Origin of the sequence: Actinomadura atramentaria DSM 43919, from assembly GCF_000381885.1 — a bacterium.
In the GTDB taxonomy this organism is placed as follows: domain Bacteria; phylum Actinomycetota; class Actinomycetes; order Streptosporangiales; family Streptosporangiaceae; genus Spirillospora; species Spirillospora atramentaria.
In genome coordinates this window covers 384,173-399,050 of record NZ_KB907212.1, presented here as the reverse complement: position 1 = coordinate 399,050, position 14,878 = coordinate 384,173, and the positions used below count along the sequence as shown (strand labels likewise).

General features: G+C 73.3%; 13 protein-coding genes. 10 read left to right on the top strand and 3 right to left on the bottom strand.

The annotated features are described in order from the left end of the window. Positions 1-67 precede the first annotated feature (67 nt). The 6 genes from G339_RS0115210 to G339_RS37785 all read left to right on the top strand — a co-directional run bounded on the left by G339_RS0115210 (position 68) and on the right by G339_RS37785 (position 5,048). Entirely contained in the window at positions 68-1,354 is a 1,287-nt protein-coding gene (locus tag G339_RS0115210; RefSeq protein ID WP_019631939.1) for a L,D-transpeptidase, read from the top strand. A 906-nt stretch (positions 1,355-2,260) separates the two neighbouring features. Next, positions 2,261-3,337, top strand: coding sequence for a rod shape-determining protein (locus G339_RS0115205; RefSeq protein ID WP_019631938.1), 1,077 nt, complete (start codon positions 2,261-2,263; stop codon positions 3,335-3,337). A gap of 96 nt (positions 3,338-3,433) precedes the next feature. Beyond that, positions 3,434-3,631, top strand: coding sequence for a DUF397 domain-containing protein (locus tag G339_RS0115200; RefSeq protein WP_019631937.1), 198 nt, complete (start codon positions 3,434-3,436; stop codon positions 3,629-3,631). Between the two features lie 136 nt (positions 3,632-3,767). Further along, positions 3,768-4,586: a helix-turn-helix domain-containing protein gene (locus G339_RS0115195; protein ID WP_084693251.1), complete on the top strand. Its 819-nt coding sequence runs from the start codon at positions 3,768-3,770 to the stop codon at positions 4,584-4,586. Continuing rightward, complete coding sequence (locus G339_RS37790) at positions 4,583-4,783, top strand: DUF397 domain-containing protein (RefSeq protein ID WP_084693250.1); 201 nt, start codon at positions 4,583-4,585, stop codon at positions 4,781-4,783. The genes G339_RS0115195 and G339_RS37790 overlap by 4 nt, the downstream gene beginning before the upstream one ends. A 64-nt stretch (positions 4,784-4,847) precedes the next feature. Further along, positions 4,848-5,048, top strand: a complete 201-nt coding sequence (locus tag G339_RS37785) for a DUF397 domain-containing protein (RefSeq protein ID WP_084693249.1) — start codon at positions 4,848-4,850, stop codon at positions 5,046-5,048. Between the two features lie 190 nt (positions 5,049-5,238). Here the strand turns inward: G339_RS37785 and G339_RS33780 are convergent, their stop codons facing one another. Continuing rightward, positions 5,239-5,988 carry a protein-L-isoaspartate O-methyltransferase family protein gene (locus tag G339_RS33780; RefSeq protein WP_019631933.1) on the bottom strand — a complete coding sequence of 250 codons (750 nt, stop codon included), beginning with the start codon at positions 5,986-5,988 and terminating at the stop codon, positions 5,239-5,241. 353 nt (positions 5,989-6,341) lie between these two features. Here G339_RS33780 and G339_RS0115175 point away from each other — a divergent pair, with 353 nt between their 5' ends. Beyond that, on the top strand, positions 6,342-8,192 hold the full coding sequence (locus G339_RS0115175) for a WD40 repeat domain-containing serine/threonine protein kinase (protein ID WP_019631932.1): 1,851 nt from the start codon (positions 6,342-6,344) through the stop codon (positions 8,190-8,192). A 125-nt stretch (positions 8,193-8,317) separates the two neighbouring features. On the opposite strand, the gene G339_RS0115170 is transcribed toward G339_RS0115175, so the two are convergent. Continuing rightward, complete coding sequence (locus tag G339_RS0115170) at positions 8,318-9,676, bottom strand: OFA family MFS transporter (RefSeq protein ID WP_019631931.1); 1,359 nt, start codon at positions 9,674-9,676, stop codon at positions 8,318-8,320. A 140-nt stretch (positions 9,677-9,816) separates the two neighbouring features. Next, positions 9,817-12,450, bottom strand: coding sequence for an alanine--tRNA ligase (gene alaS / locus G339_RS0115165; RefSeq protein WP_019631930.1), 2,634 nt, complete (start codon positions 12,448-12,450; stop codon positions 9,817-9,819). Positions 12,451-12,558: 108 nt separating this feature from the next. On the opposite strand from alaS, the gene G339_RS0115160 reads away from it, so the two are divergent. From G339_RS0115160 to cobM, 3 genes are read left to right on the top strand one after another with little or no spacing between them, the layout of a single operon-like run. After that, positions 12,559-12,972: a pyridoxamine 5'-phosphate oxidase family protein gene (locus G339_RS0115160; RefSeq protein WP_019631929.1), complete on the top strand. Its 414-nt coding sequence runs from the start codon at positions 12,559-12,561 to the stop codon at positions 12,970-12,972. Next, entirely contained in the window at positions 12,965-14,140 is a 1,176-nt protein-coding gene (cbiE, locus tag G339_RS0115155) for a precorrin-6y C5,15-methyltransferase (decarboxylating) subunit CbiE (protein WP_019631928.1), read from the top strand. The genes G339_RS0115160 and cbiE overlap by 8 nt, the downstream gene beginning before the upstream one ends. Continuing rightward, the gene (gene cobM, locus G339_RS0115150; RefSeq protein WP_026341463.1) at positions 14,137-14,877 is read left to right on the top strand and encodes a precorrin-4 C(11)-methyltransferase; all 741 of its coding nucleotides are present in this window, start codon (positions 14,137-14,139) and stop codon (positions 14,875-14,877) included. The genes cbiE and cobM overlap by 4 nt, the downstream gene beginning before the upstream one ends. Position 14,878 lies beyond the last annotated feature (1 nt).

The following is a 14,878-nucleotide window of genomic DNA, read 5'->3' as shown; positions in this document are numbered from 1 at the left end:
CATGGCTCGGCGCGCAGGCGTCGGCCGCGATGAGGGGACACGGAAGAACGTGCGACGGGGAACCGCGTTGGTCGCGTTGACCATCCTGGCGCTGGCCACAGGGTGCTCGGCGAAGGGCGGTGACGGCGGAGAGACCTCGGCGGGCGGCTCCGACGGCGCGCCGAAGGTGACGATCACCCCCGCCGACGCGGCGGGCGAGGCCGCGCCGGACCGGGGCGTCACGGTCACCGCCGAGGGCGGGACGCTCAGCCAGGTGTCGGTGCGGGCGGGCGGCGCGGAGGTGCCGGGCGCGCTCGCGGCCGACCACCGGACGTGGCGCACGACCTGGTCGCTGAAGCCCGGCACCCGCTACGAGGTGTCGGCGAAGGCGGACGGCAAGAAGACGTCCACGACCGCGACGAGCCGGTTCACCACCAGCGCCGCCACGGCCGCGACGAAGATCAGCCAGATCGTCCCGGCGACCGGCGAGACGGTCGGCGTCGGAATGCCGATCTTCGTCCAGTTCAACAAGGAAGTCCCGGTGAAGGCGCGCACCGCGATCGAGCGCGCCCTCGAGGTCAAGTCCGACAAGCCGACCGAGGGCGGCTGGCGCTGGCTCAGCGCGGGCGAGTCGTTCAACGGCCTCCCGTCCGTGGTGTTCCGGCCGCGCAAGCCGTGGAAGCCGCGCCAGAAGGTGACGGTCACCGCGCACTACGCGGGGCTGCGCATCGGCGACGCGGTGTTCGGCGACAAGGACGTCACCCACACGTTCCGCATCGGGGACTCGCACATCATCACCGTCAGCGCGACCACCGACCGGCTGACGGTCAAGAAGAACGGGCGCGTCGTGCGGTCGTGGGGCGTCAGCCTCGGGTCCGGCGGCGACGTCCAGTCCGACGGGATCGACCACCAGCTCACCACCAGCGGCGTCCACCTGACCATGAACAAGGTCCGGCTGGAGCGCATGCGGCCGCCCGGCAAGAAGAAGGGCGACCCCGGCTGGTACGACGAGAAGGTCCCGTGGGCGTACCGCATCTCCAACAGCGGCGAGTACATCCACCAGAACATGGACGACCCGAGCTGCCTGGGGAACCGCAACTGCAGCCACGGCTGCGTCCGCTCGCCCGCCGCCGACGCGCAGTGGTTCTTCAACTGGGCGTACCCGGGCGACATGGTGACGATCACCGGCACCAAGCGGAAGCTGGAGTGGACGAACGGCTGGGGTTACTGGCAGCTCCCGTTCGACCAGTGGGTGCAGGGCGGCCGCCTGAAGAAGCCGGTCACCACGGCTCCCCGCACCCCGGCGACCCCGACCGCCCCCGCCACGGACGCCCCGGCGGGCACCAACGCGGGCCCGGAGACGGGCACTCCCTGACGAGCCTCCGCGAACGGCCGGGCCCCACACGGTGCCCGGCCGTTCGCGTTGCGCGGTGTCCGACGCGGGTGCGCACGCGACCGGGCAGCGCCCGGCCGCCCGCACCACACGCGAGGCCCGACCAGGGGCGTCCCGCGCGCTCGGCCGCGTAGCACCTGCCGTCCACGCCACACGCGAACACCTGACCGCGAGCCTTCCGCGCGCAGCCCCGCACTGCCTCGGCGCCCCGGGGCGCCGCGCGCGGCGCCGCGCGGCGCCCCAGCCGTTTCCGTCGCGCGACGCCCGCGCACGGGCACCGCGCGGACGCGCAGCGCCCAGCCGTCCGCGCCGCACGCGCGCCCGACCGAAAGCCCGACCGAAAGGTCGCCTCGCGCGGCTCGCGCCGCCCGGCTGTCCGCGACGCCTGATCCTCAAGGATGCGCGCGTACGGCGCGGGGCCGCGCGGTGTCCGGCCGTGCTCGGTGCGTGCGACGGCTGGGCCTGGGATTCCCCGCGCGCAGCCCCGCACTACCTCGGCGCCCCGGGGCGCCGCGCACGGGCCGTGCTCGGTGCGCGCGACGACTGGGCTCGGGATTCCCGCGCGCAGCCCCGCACTGCCTCGGCGCCCCGGGGCGCCGCGCGCGGGGCCGCGCGGTGTCCGGCCGTGCTCGGTGCGTGCGACGGCTGGGCCCGGGATTCCCGCGCGCGGCCGCGAGCCGCTAGGCGAGTGGCCGGGCGCTCGGGGGTTCTGCCCTCTGTGGGGTCTTTTGCCGTACCGAGACTCGACTCTGGCGTTAGGTCAAAGGCCCCCAGGCGAGGACTCATACCGAGAACTCCGCCAACGCACACCAACTCGCCCGGAACCCACCCAAGTTCAGGGTCTCCTTCGTGTGCGCGCGATCGGCACCGGCCTCGGGGGTAGGACGAATGAATCTGCGGGACTTTCCCGGACGCGGCACCGCGCTGGACATCGGCGGCTCGACCCTCCGCATGCACGTCGCGGGGCGCGGCCTCGTGGTCAGCGAGCCGACGGTCCTCGCGCGGTGCGCCGCGTCCGGGCGGACGCTCGCGGTCGGGGACCGGGCGCTGGCGCTCGCGGACCGGCGCGCGGGCGTGGACCTCGTCCGTCCCGTGTGGAACGGCGTGCCGCGCGACACGGCGGACGTCGAGATCCTGATCCGCAAGCTGCTGCGCGCCCACCACCGCAGCCACTACATGGCGCGCCCGCAGATGGCGGTGACCGCGCCGAGCGTCATGACGCCGCTGCAGCGGCAGACGATGGAAGAGGTCGCCTACCGGGCGGGCGCGCGGAAGGTGAGCGTCGTCCCGGTGCCGTTGGCGGCGGCGATCGGCGCGGGCCTGCCGGAGGGCGGCCGGGAGATCGCGGTGGTCGCGGACATCGGCGCGCAGGTCACCGACGTCGGGGTGATGGCGTTCGGCGGGCTCGTCGGGTCGGTGACCGCGCCGGTCGGCGGCGAGGCGCTGGACGCGGCGATCATGGCGTGGGTCCGGGAGGAACTGCACCTGCTGATCTCCCCCGACGCCGCCGAGGAAGTGAAGATCGCGGTCGGCGCGCTGGACCCGCGCGGCCGCCGCCGACGCCAGCGGACGCTCGTCCACGGCACGGACCTGCGGACGGGCCTGCCGCGCGGCGAGGTCGTGACCGCGACGGACGTGGAACGCGCCATCGAGGGCCCGGTGCGGGCGATCGCGGCGGCCGTCCGGGAGGGCCTGTCGGACTGCCCGCCGGACATGGCGGGCGAGATGGTCAGCGCGGGCCTGACGCTGACGGGCGGGTCCGCGCGCCTTCCCGGCCTGCACCGCCTGCTGGCGACGGAGACGGGCCTGCCGACGCGCGTCGCGCCGAACGCGGAGGTCGCGGCCGTCAGCGGCGCGGCCGCGCTGCTGAAACTCCCCCGCCCGGCCGACGACGAGGAACACGGCGCTCGCGAATGGCGCCTCCTGTCCATGCCCCGCCAGCTCTGGCCCGCCCGCACAACCTGACCCACCCAACGAAACCCCCGCCCGGCGGGGGGTTTCCGCACGCGACCCCTCGGGCACTCCCTCCTGGGACGACCCCACGCGACGACGGGAGCCCCCATGCCCGCGACCCCCCGCAACTGGCGGAAGTCGAGCCATTCAACCGGCGAGCACGGGAACTGCGTGGAGGCCGGTTCGGCGGACGGCACGGTCGCCGTCCGCGACACCGCCGCCCGCGAGGCCGGAGCGGTCGCCTTCCCCACCGCCGCCTTCGCCGCCCTGCTGTCCGCCGCCCGCGCCGACGCGCTCGATCTCTGACCGCACAGGCCGGGCGGGGAGGGCCGCCGTTTGTTCGGCCTTCCAATTCTCCAGAGCGACCGCCGTGCGGGCGGGCCTCCGAGGTAGCCTCCGAACCGACGCCCGCCAGCGCGCCGACACGGAGGTGGAAACGGTCATGGCCCGCCCCCCGAAACCCCTGGAACCGGATGAGTCATATGCCCAGTTCTACGGCGCGCGAATTCGGGCAGACCGCACTAAAGCGGGAATGACGGTCGAGGACTTGGCGCGGAAGCTGTACTGCGACGCCTCGCAGGTCAGCCGTTTCGAGCACGGCGAGCGCGTGCCGAGCATGAAGACGGCCAAGATCCTCGACGCGCTGTTCGGCGAGACCTACTACTCCGACCACCGCAACGTCGCCGCCAAGAGCCGCATCCCCCCGCGTGTACGAGAGCTGGCCGAGTACCAGGCCAACGCGCAGACTGCCCGGATGTTCTCCCACGGCGCGGTCGTAGGTTTGCTCCAGTCGCCCTCTTACGTCAAAGCGCTGGCAGACGACAGTCTCAGACCACAGCTCGCCGACGAGGTGGTCGAAGAACGACTCCGCAGCCAGGGTGTCCTAGACGGCCCCAACCCGCTCAAGCTTCAAGCGATCATGAGTGAGGTGTCCATCGAGCAGCTCACGCACCACCCGACGATCGCACGGGAGCAGGTCAAACTGCTCTTGGAACGCAGCGAACAGTGGAACGTGCAGATCCAGCTGGTTCCCAAGTCGAATATTTCCTACGTGGGCTCACAGTGCTCTTTCACGATTTACGAGTCTCGAAAGAACGGATCGCTCATCGTATGGCTGAACGTCCTCGGCAAGGCGAGCCAAATCGTCGATGCCGACGAGGCCGTCGCCGACCTGCTGGAAGGCTATGATCTCATCCGCTCGGCGGCGTGGCCCGTGGCCGAGAGCCGCGAGAAGCTGAAGAAGATCCAGGAGTCTTTGTGAACGCGACAAATCCCCGCAACTGGCGCAAGTCCAGCCACTCGACCGGCGACCACGGCGAATGTGTGGAGGCCGGTTCGGCGAACGGCACGGTCGCCGTCCGTGACACCGCAGCCCGCGAAGCCGGAGCCATCGCCCTCCCCGCCACCGCCTTCGCCGCCGTCCTCACCGCCGCCCGCACCGGCGCCCTCAACCTCTGACCCGCGCCTGCCCCGCTTGCGGCCCCCGCCCACGCGGGGGCCCGTCGAGAACCCAGGAGCGCCCGTGAACACGACAACCCCCCGAAACTGGCGCAAATCCAGCCACTCGACCGGCGAGCACGGCGAATGCGTCGAGGCCGGTTCGTCCAACGGCATGGTCGCCGTCCGTGACACCGCAGCCCGCGAAGCCGGAGCCATCGCCCTCCCCGCCACCGCCTTCGCCGCCGTCCTCACCGCCGCCCGCACCGGCGCCCTCAACCTCTGACCCGAACCCCCGCCCCCGCCCGGGCGCGGTTCCGTCCCGTCCCTCCGCAAGGCCCCGAGCCGAACCCGGCTGACGGAGCGACGGCCGGGGCAGGGGCGGCCGGGCGCGGGGCGCCACCGGGACCTCAAGCCGAGCAAGGTGGTCACGGCCGAGGACCGCCGGGGCGGGAGTTCGACGGCCCGAGGCGGGTTCACTCGAACGCGACGGTCTGCCCTTGAGAGGTGACGGTGACGTTCAGCCGATCCAACGGGCCGGCGGGCTCGGCCTGAACGACGCCCTGGGTCTGCCTCTGACCGCGCAGCGGCATGAAACGCGCGTCGCCCACCGCTCGGCCCCGGGCAGTGCCGTCGGCGACGTCCAACACCAGGAGCGCACCGACACGCTCCGGCCCGGAGTAGGGGACGACGAGCCGCCCACCGTCGCGTGTCTGCTCGACCCAGCGATAGGGAATCGTCCTGGCCGCCGCCGTCACGATGACCCGGTCGAACGGGGCGTGCCGGGGCGCGCCGTCCTCGCCGTCGCCGGTGAGCACGGTCACCCGGTCGGCGAACCCGGCACCGTCTAGGGCGGCGGACGCGGCGGCGGCCAGGGCGGCGTCGATCTCGATCGTGACGACTTCGGCCCCGGCATCAGCGAGAAGCGCGGCGTTGTACCCGGTTCCAGCGCCGATCTCCAGAACTTTCATGCCGGGTTCCAGCTCCAGCGCGTTGATCATTGCGCGCATGAGGAACGGCGCGGACGAGGAACTACTGGGGAACGCGATGCCGTTCCGGTCGTGGTAAATCTGCGTGATCACCGCGTCGTCGGCGGCGACGAGACGTTCCCACAGCCCGGGATCGTCGGCGCGGTCCACGGGCGTCAGATCAGCGTCCGGCGGGAACCAGAAAATTCGGTCCGGGATGAACAGCCTGCGATCTACACCCTGCCCGAACCGTGACACAGCGGGCAATCCACTCTGACCGACCTGCTGTCCATGTTCCGCTCGGCCTTGCCCGTCCCGCCGCATCCCGTGCAGTCTCCCGACTCTCCCGGCTTCCTGTGCTTGCTCAACCTGACACGCCGTCCCTTCACCCTGTTGGGATCCCGGTCGGAAGCACGGTAACCCAACGCTCCACAGCCGACGAGCAACTCCCGTGAACCACCAGGTGGCGGGCTCGGCGGTGGCCTGGGGGCGGCAGGTCAAGGCCCGGAGCGCCGTGGCGAAAGGGTGGAGCGGGTGCGCTCAGCGCTGCGTCCTGGAATGCTTTCGGATGGTCAGACACGTTTGTTCTTCTGAGCGGGAGGCGTGTGTCGGTGGAACCGCTGGGACCGGGCGATCCGCGCCAGATCGGGCCGTACCGGTTGACCGGTCGGCTCGGCGCGGGCGGCATGGGGCAGGTCTTCCTGGGCGTCTCCCGAGGCGGCCGGAAGGTCGCGGTGAAGGTGATCCGCGCCGAGCACATCTCCAGCCCGCAGTACCGTGCGCGGTTCGCCCGGGAGGTCCAGGCCGCGCGGCAGGTCGGCGGATTCCACACCGCGCTCGTGGTGGACGCCGACCCGGACGCCGAGTCCCCCTGGCTGGTGACCGAGTTCATCCCGGGCCCGTCCCTCCACCAGGCCGTGCGCGATCACGGCCCCTTGGAGGCGGACGCGGTACGCAAGCTCGGCGCGGGGCTGGCCGAAGGACTGGCCGCGATCCACGGCTGCGGATTAGTGCATCGGGATCTGAAGCCGGGCAATGTGATCCTGGCCGAGGACGGGCCGCGGATCATCGATTTCGGGATCGCCCGTCCAGCCGACGCCAGCTCCCTGACCTCCAACGGCGCGGTCATCGGCACGTTCGCCTACATGTCCCCCGAACAGGTGCGCGGCGAGCGGGCCGACGCGCCCAGCGACGTATTCTCCCTCGGCTGCGTACTCGTCTTCGCCGCCACCGGCCGGGCACCCTTCGACGCCCCGACCATCCCCGCGATCGTCCACCGCATCGTCAACGCGGAACCCCACATGGGCGGTCTTCCCACCGACCTGCACGAACTGGTCGGCGCATGCCTCGTCAAAAACCCCGCCAACCGCCCCAGCGCCGAAGACATTCTCAACGGGCTCAGCAACCGCACCGCCCCGGACACCGACCCCACGCTCACAACCGCGCCCTGGCCGCCCCGATCACCAACGGGACCAACGGCACCGATGGCCGCCCGCGTACAAACACCGGACGATGGCGGCGGCACTGCACCGATCGGTCCCAGGGACATAGCGATCGGGCACGCCCCCGCCACCCTCACCAACGACACCGGTGGCGTCACTTCGGTGGCGTTCAGCCCGGACGGTAAGACCCTGGCCACCGCCAACGCCGACAATACCGTGCGACTGTGGGACGTGGAGACCGGGCGCAACACCGCCATCCTCACCGGCCACACGAAAACCGTCCGTTCGGTGGCGTTCAGGCCGGACGGACGCGCCCTCGCCAGCGGCGGCGATAAAACCGTGCGGCTGTGGGATCTGACGACTGAGCGCAACATCGTCACTCTCAACGGAGTGTCCGGGTTCTTTGGCCGCGTCCTCAACGTCTTGTCGGTGGCGTTCAGCCCAGACGGCCAGACCCTGGCCAGCAGCAGTGGGACCAGGACCGTGCGACTGTGGGATGTGGCGGCCGGGCAGAATACCGCCATTCTCACTTGCCACGGCGATCTCGGCATTGAGGCAGTGGCGTTCAGCCCGGACGGTCAGATTTTGGCCGGCGGCGAAAGCGGCATCATGCGGCTGTGGGACGTGAAGACCGGACGCAGGATCGCAGCCTTCTTCCACGGACACGATTACCACGTCCAGTCGGTGGCGTTCAGTCCAGACGGCCGCACCCTGGCAAGCGGCAGCCTGGTGCAAGCCGAGGCCGTGCGACTGTGGGATGTGGCGACTGGGCAGGCCGTCGCCGCTTTCACCTCCCATGCCGGGCCCAGCGTTACCTCCATGGCGTTCAGCCCAGACGGCCGGATCCTGGCTGGTGGCGACGGCAGCACCGTGCGGCTGTGGGACGTGAAGACCCGGCGCACCATCACCACACTCAACGACCACACCGGCCCCGTCACATCCGTGGCGTTCAGTCCGGACGGCCGCACCCTGGCGAGCAGCGATCGCGACGGCACCGTGCGGTTGTGGAAAGTCCAGTAATCGTTTTCGGCAGCGGCGGACGGCCCGAGCGTCTGAGCTGCGACCCTTGCCGCGGCAGGCGCGGTCTCGTTCGGCCGCCCGCGCACACCGCCGGTCGCCGCGGTGCGCGCGGTGCGGGCGGGCGGTCAGCCGACGCGTTCGAGGACTCGTAGGGGTGGGAGGACTCGGCGGTGGGCTCGGCGGCGGCCCGGGGGGCGGGTCAGGGCCGGGAGGGCCGTGGCCGCCAGGGCCAGGGCGCCGAGAGCCATGAAGGCCGTTCGGTAGTCGCCTCCGGATACCAGTGCCGCGACCAGGAGCGGGCCGACGACCCCGCCGATGCTCCACGCCACGTTCATCAGCCCGTAGATCGCGCCCGCGTGCGCGAGGCCGAAGAAGTCGGCCGTCGTCGCGGGCATGACCGCGTAGCCGCCGCCGAAGCTGGCGAAGACGACCGCGGCCAGCGGCACGAACAGCACGGGCGACGTCGCGTACGGCACCGCGAGCAGGCACAGCCCCATCAGCGCCAGGATCAGCGCGAACGTCCGCATCCGCCCCAGCCGCTCCGACAGCCAGCCCCACAGCACGCGCCCGCCGCCGTTGGCCAGGCCCATGCCGCCGGTGAGCGCGGCCGCGCCCGCCGGGCCCATCCCGGTGATCGAGCCCGCCGCCCCGGCCGTCACCGCGACGAACCCGATGCCCGAAACGGTGTTCAGCGTCAGCATCGCGGTGAGCAGGTACCACTGGCGGGTCCGCAGCGCCGCCGCGCAGGTCAGGTCGCCGCCGGACCGGTCCGCGCCCGCCGCGCCCCCGCCCGGCCGGCCGCCGGCGCGCCGACCGCCGACACCCGCGTCCCACCCGGCCCCGGAGCGGGCCGCGCCGCCGAGCCCCGACCGGGCGGCGCGCGTCCGGGCGAGGCCGCCCGGCCGCGGCGGATTGCGGAAGAGCAGCGCCGAGAACGTCGTCAGCACGAGGTAGGCCAGCCCGAGCGGCAGGAACGCGCGCGTCGGCGGCCCGTGCCCGTGATCGACGAGCCACTGCGCGACGGGCGACACGAGCACCGCGCCGAACCCGAACCCGCCGACCGCGATCCCGGTGATCAGCCCGCGCCGTTCGGGGAACCACTTCTGGAGCATCGCGACCGGCACGATGTAGGCGATGCCGAGCCCGAGCCCGCCGACGACGCCGTAGGCGAGCAGCAGCAGCCAGAGCCGGTCGGCACCGGTGGCGAGCGAGGCGAGCAGCGCGCCGAGCGAGTACAGCGCGCCGCCGAGCAGCGCGGCGGCGCGCGGGCCCCGCCGGTCCTGGAGGCGGCCGCCGAGCGTCGTCCCGACGAACACGACGCCGATCGCGACGGAGAACGGCAGGACCGCCTCCGCGTGCCCGAGCCCGAACCCCGAGCCGGGCCGCTGCAGGGCCCGTGCGAACACGCTCCAGGAGTAGACGCCGCCGAGCGCGACCTGGAAGACGACCGCCGCGCAGACGACGGCGCGGCGGGACGGGAACACGCGCCGCCGGTGCCTGCCGCGCCGCCGGCGCCCGGGGCCCGCCCGGCCGCGGACCGTCCGGCCGAGCCGGTGACGTACATCGTGGGATGCCCGAATGACCACGACGAGTAATCTAATGGTCACCGACAGTGAAAGCAAAGTCAGCCGGCGCGCTCCGCGACGAGCGCGCGGAGGGCGTCGAGCGCGTCGCCGCCGGTCGCGGGGCCCTGGGCGAGGTCGTCCCCGCCGCCGCCGCGGCCGACGCCGCGCAGCAGCCCGGCCGCGCCGAGGCCGCGCGCCCGCGCCGCCCCGTTGGCCGCGACGACCAGGCTCTTCGCGCCGAGCACCGCGACGACGGCGGCGCGTCCGGCGGGCACGGCGTCGCGGACGCGCTGCGCGAGGGCGCGCGGGTCGTCGCCGGTGGACGCGGCGACGTAGGCGACCCCGCCGACGTCGTCGGCGGCGTCCGCGAGGCGCCGCGCCTCGCCGGCCGTCCGCTCGTCGCGGAGCCGCCGCGCCTCCCGCTCGGCCGTCTTCACGCGCTCCAGCAGCGCGGTAATCCGGTCGGGCAGCTCGTCGCGGGGCGCGCCGACCTGCTCCGCGAGCCGCGCGACGAGATCCCGCTCGCGGGCGAGGTAGCGGAACGACTCGATCCCGGTGACGGCCTCGACGCGGCGCTGCCCCGCGCCGACCGACTGCTCGGACGTCAGCGCGATCGACCCGATCTGCGCGGACCGGTCGACGTGCGTGCCGCCGCACAGCTCCCGCGACCACGCGCCGCCGATCTCCACGACGCGGACCGTCTCGTCGTAGGTCTCGCCGAACAGCGCGAGCGCGCCGATCTCGCGGGCCTGCGCGAGCGCCATGTACCGGACGTCCACCGGTAGGTCGCGGCGGATCGCGACGTTGGCGGCCTCCTCGACCTCCGACCGGATCGCGGGCGACAGCCCGCCGCGCCACGCGAAGTCGAGCCGCAGGTGGCCGGGCCGGTTGTAGGAGCCGGACTGCAGCGCCGCCGGGCCGAGCACCTGCCGCAGCGCCGCGTGGACGACGTGGGTGCCCGAGTGCGCCTGCCGCGCGCCGAGCCGCCATTCCGGATCGACGTGGGCGCGGACGCTCGCGCCGAGCGGGATCTCGCCGCCCGTCACCCGGACGAGGTGCGTGATCAGGCCCTTGACGGGCCGCTGGACGTCCAGGACCTCGGCGGACGCGCCGGCGGCCGCCAGCCGTCCGGCGTCGCTGTCCTGGCCGCCGGACTCGGCGTAGAACGGCGTCCGGTCGAGGACGACGGTGACGAGGTCGCCGTCCGCCGCCGACGTGACCGGCACGCCGTCCCGGAAGATCGCCTGGACGGTCGACTCGGTGTCGAGGGTCTCGTAGGCGAGCCATTCCGTCGGGCCCGACTCGTCCAGGACCGCCCGGAAGAGCCCGGTGTCGGCGTGGCCGCTCTTCTTGGCCTGCGCGTCGGCCTTGGCGCGGCGGCGCTGCTCGGCCATGAGAGAGCGGAAGCCGTCCACGTCCACCGCGACGCCGCGCTCGGCGGCGATCTCGACGGTCAGGTCGATCGGGAACCCGTAGGTGTCGTGCAGCCGGAACGCGGTGGCGGCGGGCAGCCGCCGCTCGGGCGCGTCGCCGAGGGCCTGGTCGAGCAGGGTGCTGCCCTGCCGGAGCGTGCTGCGGAACGCGTCCTCTTCCCCGTACGCGTAGGACGCGATGCGCTCGAAGTCGGCGGCGACCTCCGGATAGGACGGGGACATCGTGTCGCGGGCGACGGGCAGCAGTTCGGGCAGCGCCGGGTCCTCGAAGCCGAGCAGCCGCATCGCGCGGACGGCGCGGCGCAGGATGCGGCGGAGCACGTAGCCGCGGCCCTCGTTGGCGGGCGTCACACCGTCGCCGATGAGCATCAGCGCGGTGCGGACGTGGTCCGCGACGACGCGCAGCCGCACGTCGTCCGGGTGGCTCTCGGACGCGGCGCGGCCGGAGCGCGCGCCGTACTTCTTACCGGTCAGCTCGGCGGCGCGGTCGAGGATTGGCCGGGTCTCGTCGATCTCGTAGAGGTTGTCCACACCCTGCAGCAGCGCGGCCATGCGTTCCAGGCCCATGCCGGTGTCGATGTTGCGGGCGGGCAGTTCGCCGAGGATGGGGAAATCCGCCTTGCCGGTACCCGGACCCCGCTCGTACTGCATGAAGACGAGATTCCAGAACTCCATGTAGCGGTCTTCGTCCGCCTCGGGACCGCCCGCGCGGCCGAAATCCGGGCCGCGGTCGTAGAACAGCTCCGAGCAGGGGCCGCACGGTCCGGGGACGCCCATCGACCAGTAGTTGTCGGCCATGCCGCGCCGGATGATCCGCTCGCTGGGCAGGCCGACGACGTCGCGCCACAGGCCGTGCGCCTCGTCGTCGTCGCGGTAGACCGTCGCCCAGATCCGGTCGGCGTCCAGGCCGTAGCCGCCGTCCGCGACGGAGGCGGTGACCAGGTCCCACGCGAACCGGATCGCCTCCTCCTTGAAGTAGTCGCCGAACGAGAAGTTGCCGTTCATCTGGAAGAACGTGCCGTGGCGGGTGGTCTTGCCGACCTCGTCGATGTCGAGCGTCCGCACGCACTTCTGGACGCTCGCCGCGCGCGGATAAGGCGGCGCGACCTGGCCGAGCAGGTACGGCTTGAACGGGACCATGCCCGCGTTGACGAACAGCAGGTTCGGGTCCTCGGCGGGGAGCGGGGCGCTGGGGACCACGGTGTGGCCGCGCGCCGCGAAGTGGTCCAGGAACCGCCGTTTGACCTCGGCCGTGCGCACGTCGCCGCCCCCTTGTTGCAAGTGATTCGCAATTGCCAGGCTACCCGGCGGGCCCCGTCCGACCGGCCTCTGGAATGCTTCTGCCCAGCAACGCCCAGGAAGGACACTATGCAGCCCGCCCGGCCCGTCGACCACCGACTTTCCCTGGACGACCCCCGCGTCGCCGAGTTCTGGCGCGAGCGGCACCTCTGCACGCTGACGACGCTCGACGGCGACGGGCGGCCGCACGTGGTGCCGGTCAGCGCGACGCTCGACGCGGCGGCCGGGATCGCGCGGGTGATCACGTCCGGCCCCTCGGTGAAGGCGCGGAACATCGCGCCGGAGGGCTCGCCGGTCGCGTTGTGCCAGGTGGACGGGCGGCGCTGGACGACGCTGGAGGGCACCGCGCTCGTCCGTCCCGGCGCGGCCGAGGTCGCGGACGCCGAGGCGCGGTACGCCGAGCGGTACGGGAAGCCGCCCCGGAAGAACCCGCTGCGCGTCGTGCTGGAGATCAGGGTCGAGCGGATTCTCGGACGTGTCTGACCCGGAGGTCGTCGTCGTCGGGATCGGCGCGGACGGCTGGGCCGGGCTGCCGGACGCGTCCCGGGCCGCGCTGGTCGAGGCGCGCGTCGTGCTGGGCGGGCCGCGCCAGCTCGCGCTGCTGCCCCACGCGGTCGCCGCCGAGCGCGTCGCGTGGCCGTCGCCGCTGGTGCCCGCGATCCCGGGGCTGCTCGCCGCGCATGCTCCGCGCGGGCTGGTGGTGCTGGCCAGCGGCGATCCGACGCACTACGGGATCGCGACGACGCTCGCGCGGCACGGCGCGCGGCTGCGCGTCCTGCCGCATCCGTCGTCGGTGTCGCTGGCGTGCGCGCGGCTGGGCTGGGCGCAGGAGGACACGGCGGTGCTGAGCGCGGTGGGGCGGCCGTTGGAGCGGCTGCACGCGCTGCTCGCGCCGGGGCGGCGGATTCTGGTGCTGAGTTCGGGTTCCGCGACGCCGGACGCGGTGGTCGCGCTGCTCGCCGAGCGGGGGTTCTCGTCCTCGATGACCGTGCTGGAACGCCTCGGGTCTGTGGACGAGCGGGTCGGGCCTGTCCACAGGGACGTCGATCCGTTGAACATCGTGGCCGTCGAATGCGGTTCGGGGCCTGCCTTGCCGGTGGTCCCCGGCCTGCCCGACGACGCGTACGACCACGACGGGCAGCTCACCAAGCGCGAGGTCCGCGCGATCACGCTGGCGCGGCTCGGGCCGCTGCCCGGCGAACTGCTGTGGGACGTCGGCGGCGGCGCGGGCTCGATCGGGATCGAGTGGACGCGCGCGCACCCGGCGTGCCGGGCGGTGGCGGTCGAGCGCGATCCCGTCCGCGCGGAACGGCTCGCCGCCAACGCGCGTGCGCTCGGCGTGCCGGGGCTGCGCGTCGTCACCGGGGCCGCGCCGGACGCGCTGCGCGGCCTGCCGACGCCCGACGCGGTGTTCGTCGGCGGCGGCGTCACCGCGCCCGGCATGGTCGAGGCGTGCTGGACGGCGCTGCGGCCCGGCGGGCGGCTCGTCGTCAACGCGGTGACGCTCGAGTCCGAGGCCGCCGTCGTGCGCGCCCGCGCCGAACTCGGCGGCGACCTGACGCGCGTCGAGATCAGCCGCGCCGCACCGGTCGGCGCGTTCACCGGATGGAGGCCCGCGATGCCCGTGACCCAGTGGACGGTGACGCGATGACGGTCCACTTCATCGGCGCCGGGCCCGGCGCGGCCGACCTGATGACGCTGCGCGGGCGCGACCTGATCGCCGCCTGCCCGGTCTGCCTGTACGCGGGGAGCCTGGTGCCGCCGGAGGTCCTGACGTGGTGCCCGCCGGACGCGGCGCGGATCGACACGGCGTCGCTGACGCTGGACGAGATCGTCGCGGCGATGGCCGAGGCGCACGCGGCGGGACGCGACGTCGCGCGGCTGCACTCGGGCGATCCCTCGGTGTTCAGCGCGATGGCCGAGCAGATGCGGCGGCTGGACGCGCTCGGCATCCCGTATCGCGTCACGCCGGGAGTGCCCGCGTTCGCGGCCGCAGCGGCGGCGCTGAACCACGAGCTGACCGTTCCGGCGGTCGGCCAGACCGTCGTCCTGACGCGGACGTCGGCGCGGGCGACGCCGATGCCGCCCGGGGAGGACCTGGCGACGCTGGGGCGCAGCCGGGCGACGATCGTCCTTCACCTGGCCGTGCAGCGGATCGAGGACGTCGTCGCGGAGCTCGTCCCGAACTACGGGGAGGACTGCCCGGTCGCGGTCGTCGCCAACGCGAGCCGCGCGGACGAGCTGGTCCTGCGCGGCACGCTCGCGACCATCGCGGCGCAGGTGCGCGCCGCCGGAATCCGCCGCACCGCCGTGATCATCGCGGGGCGCGTGCTGACGGCCGAGTCTTTCCCGGACAGCCATCTGTACTCGCCGAACCGGTGCCGCTGAG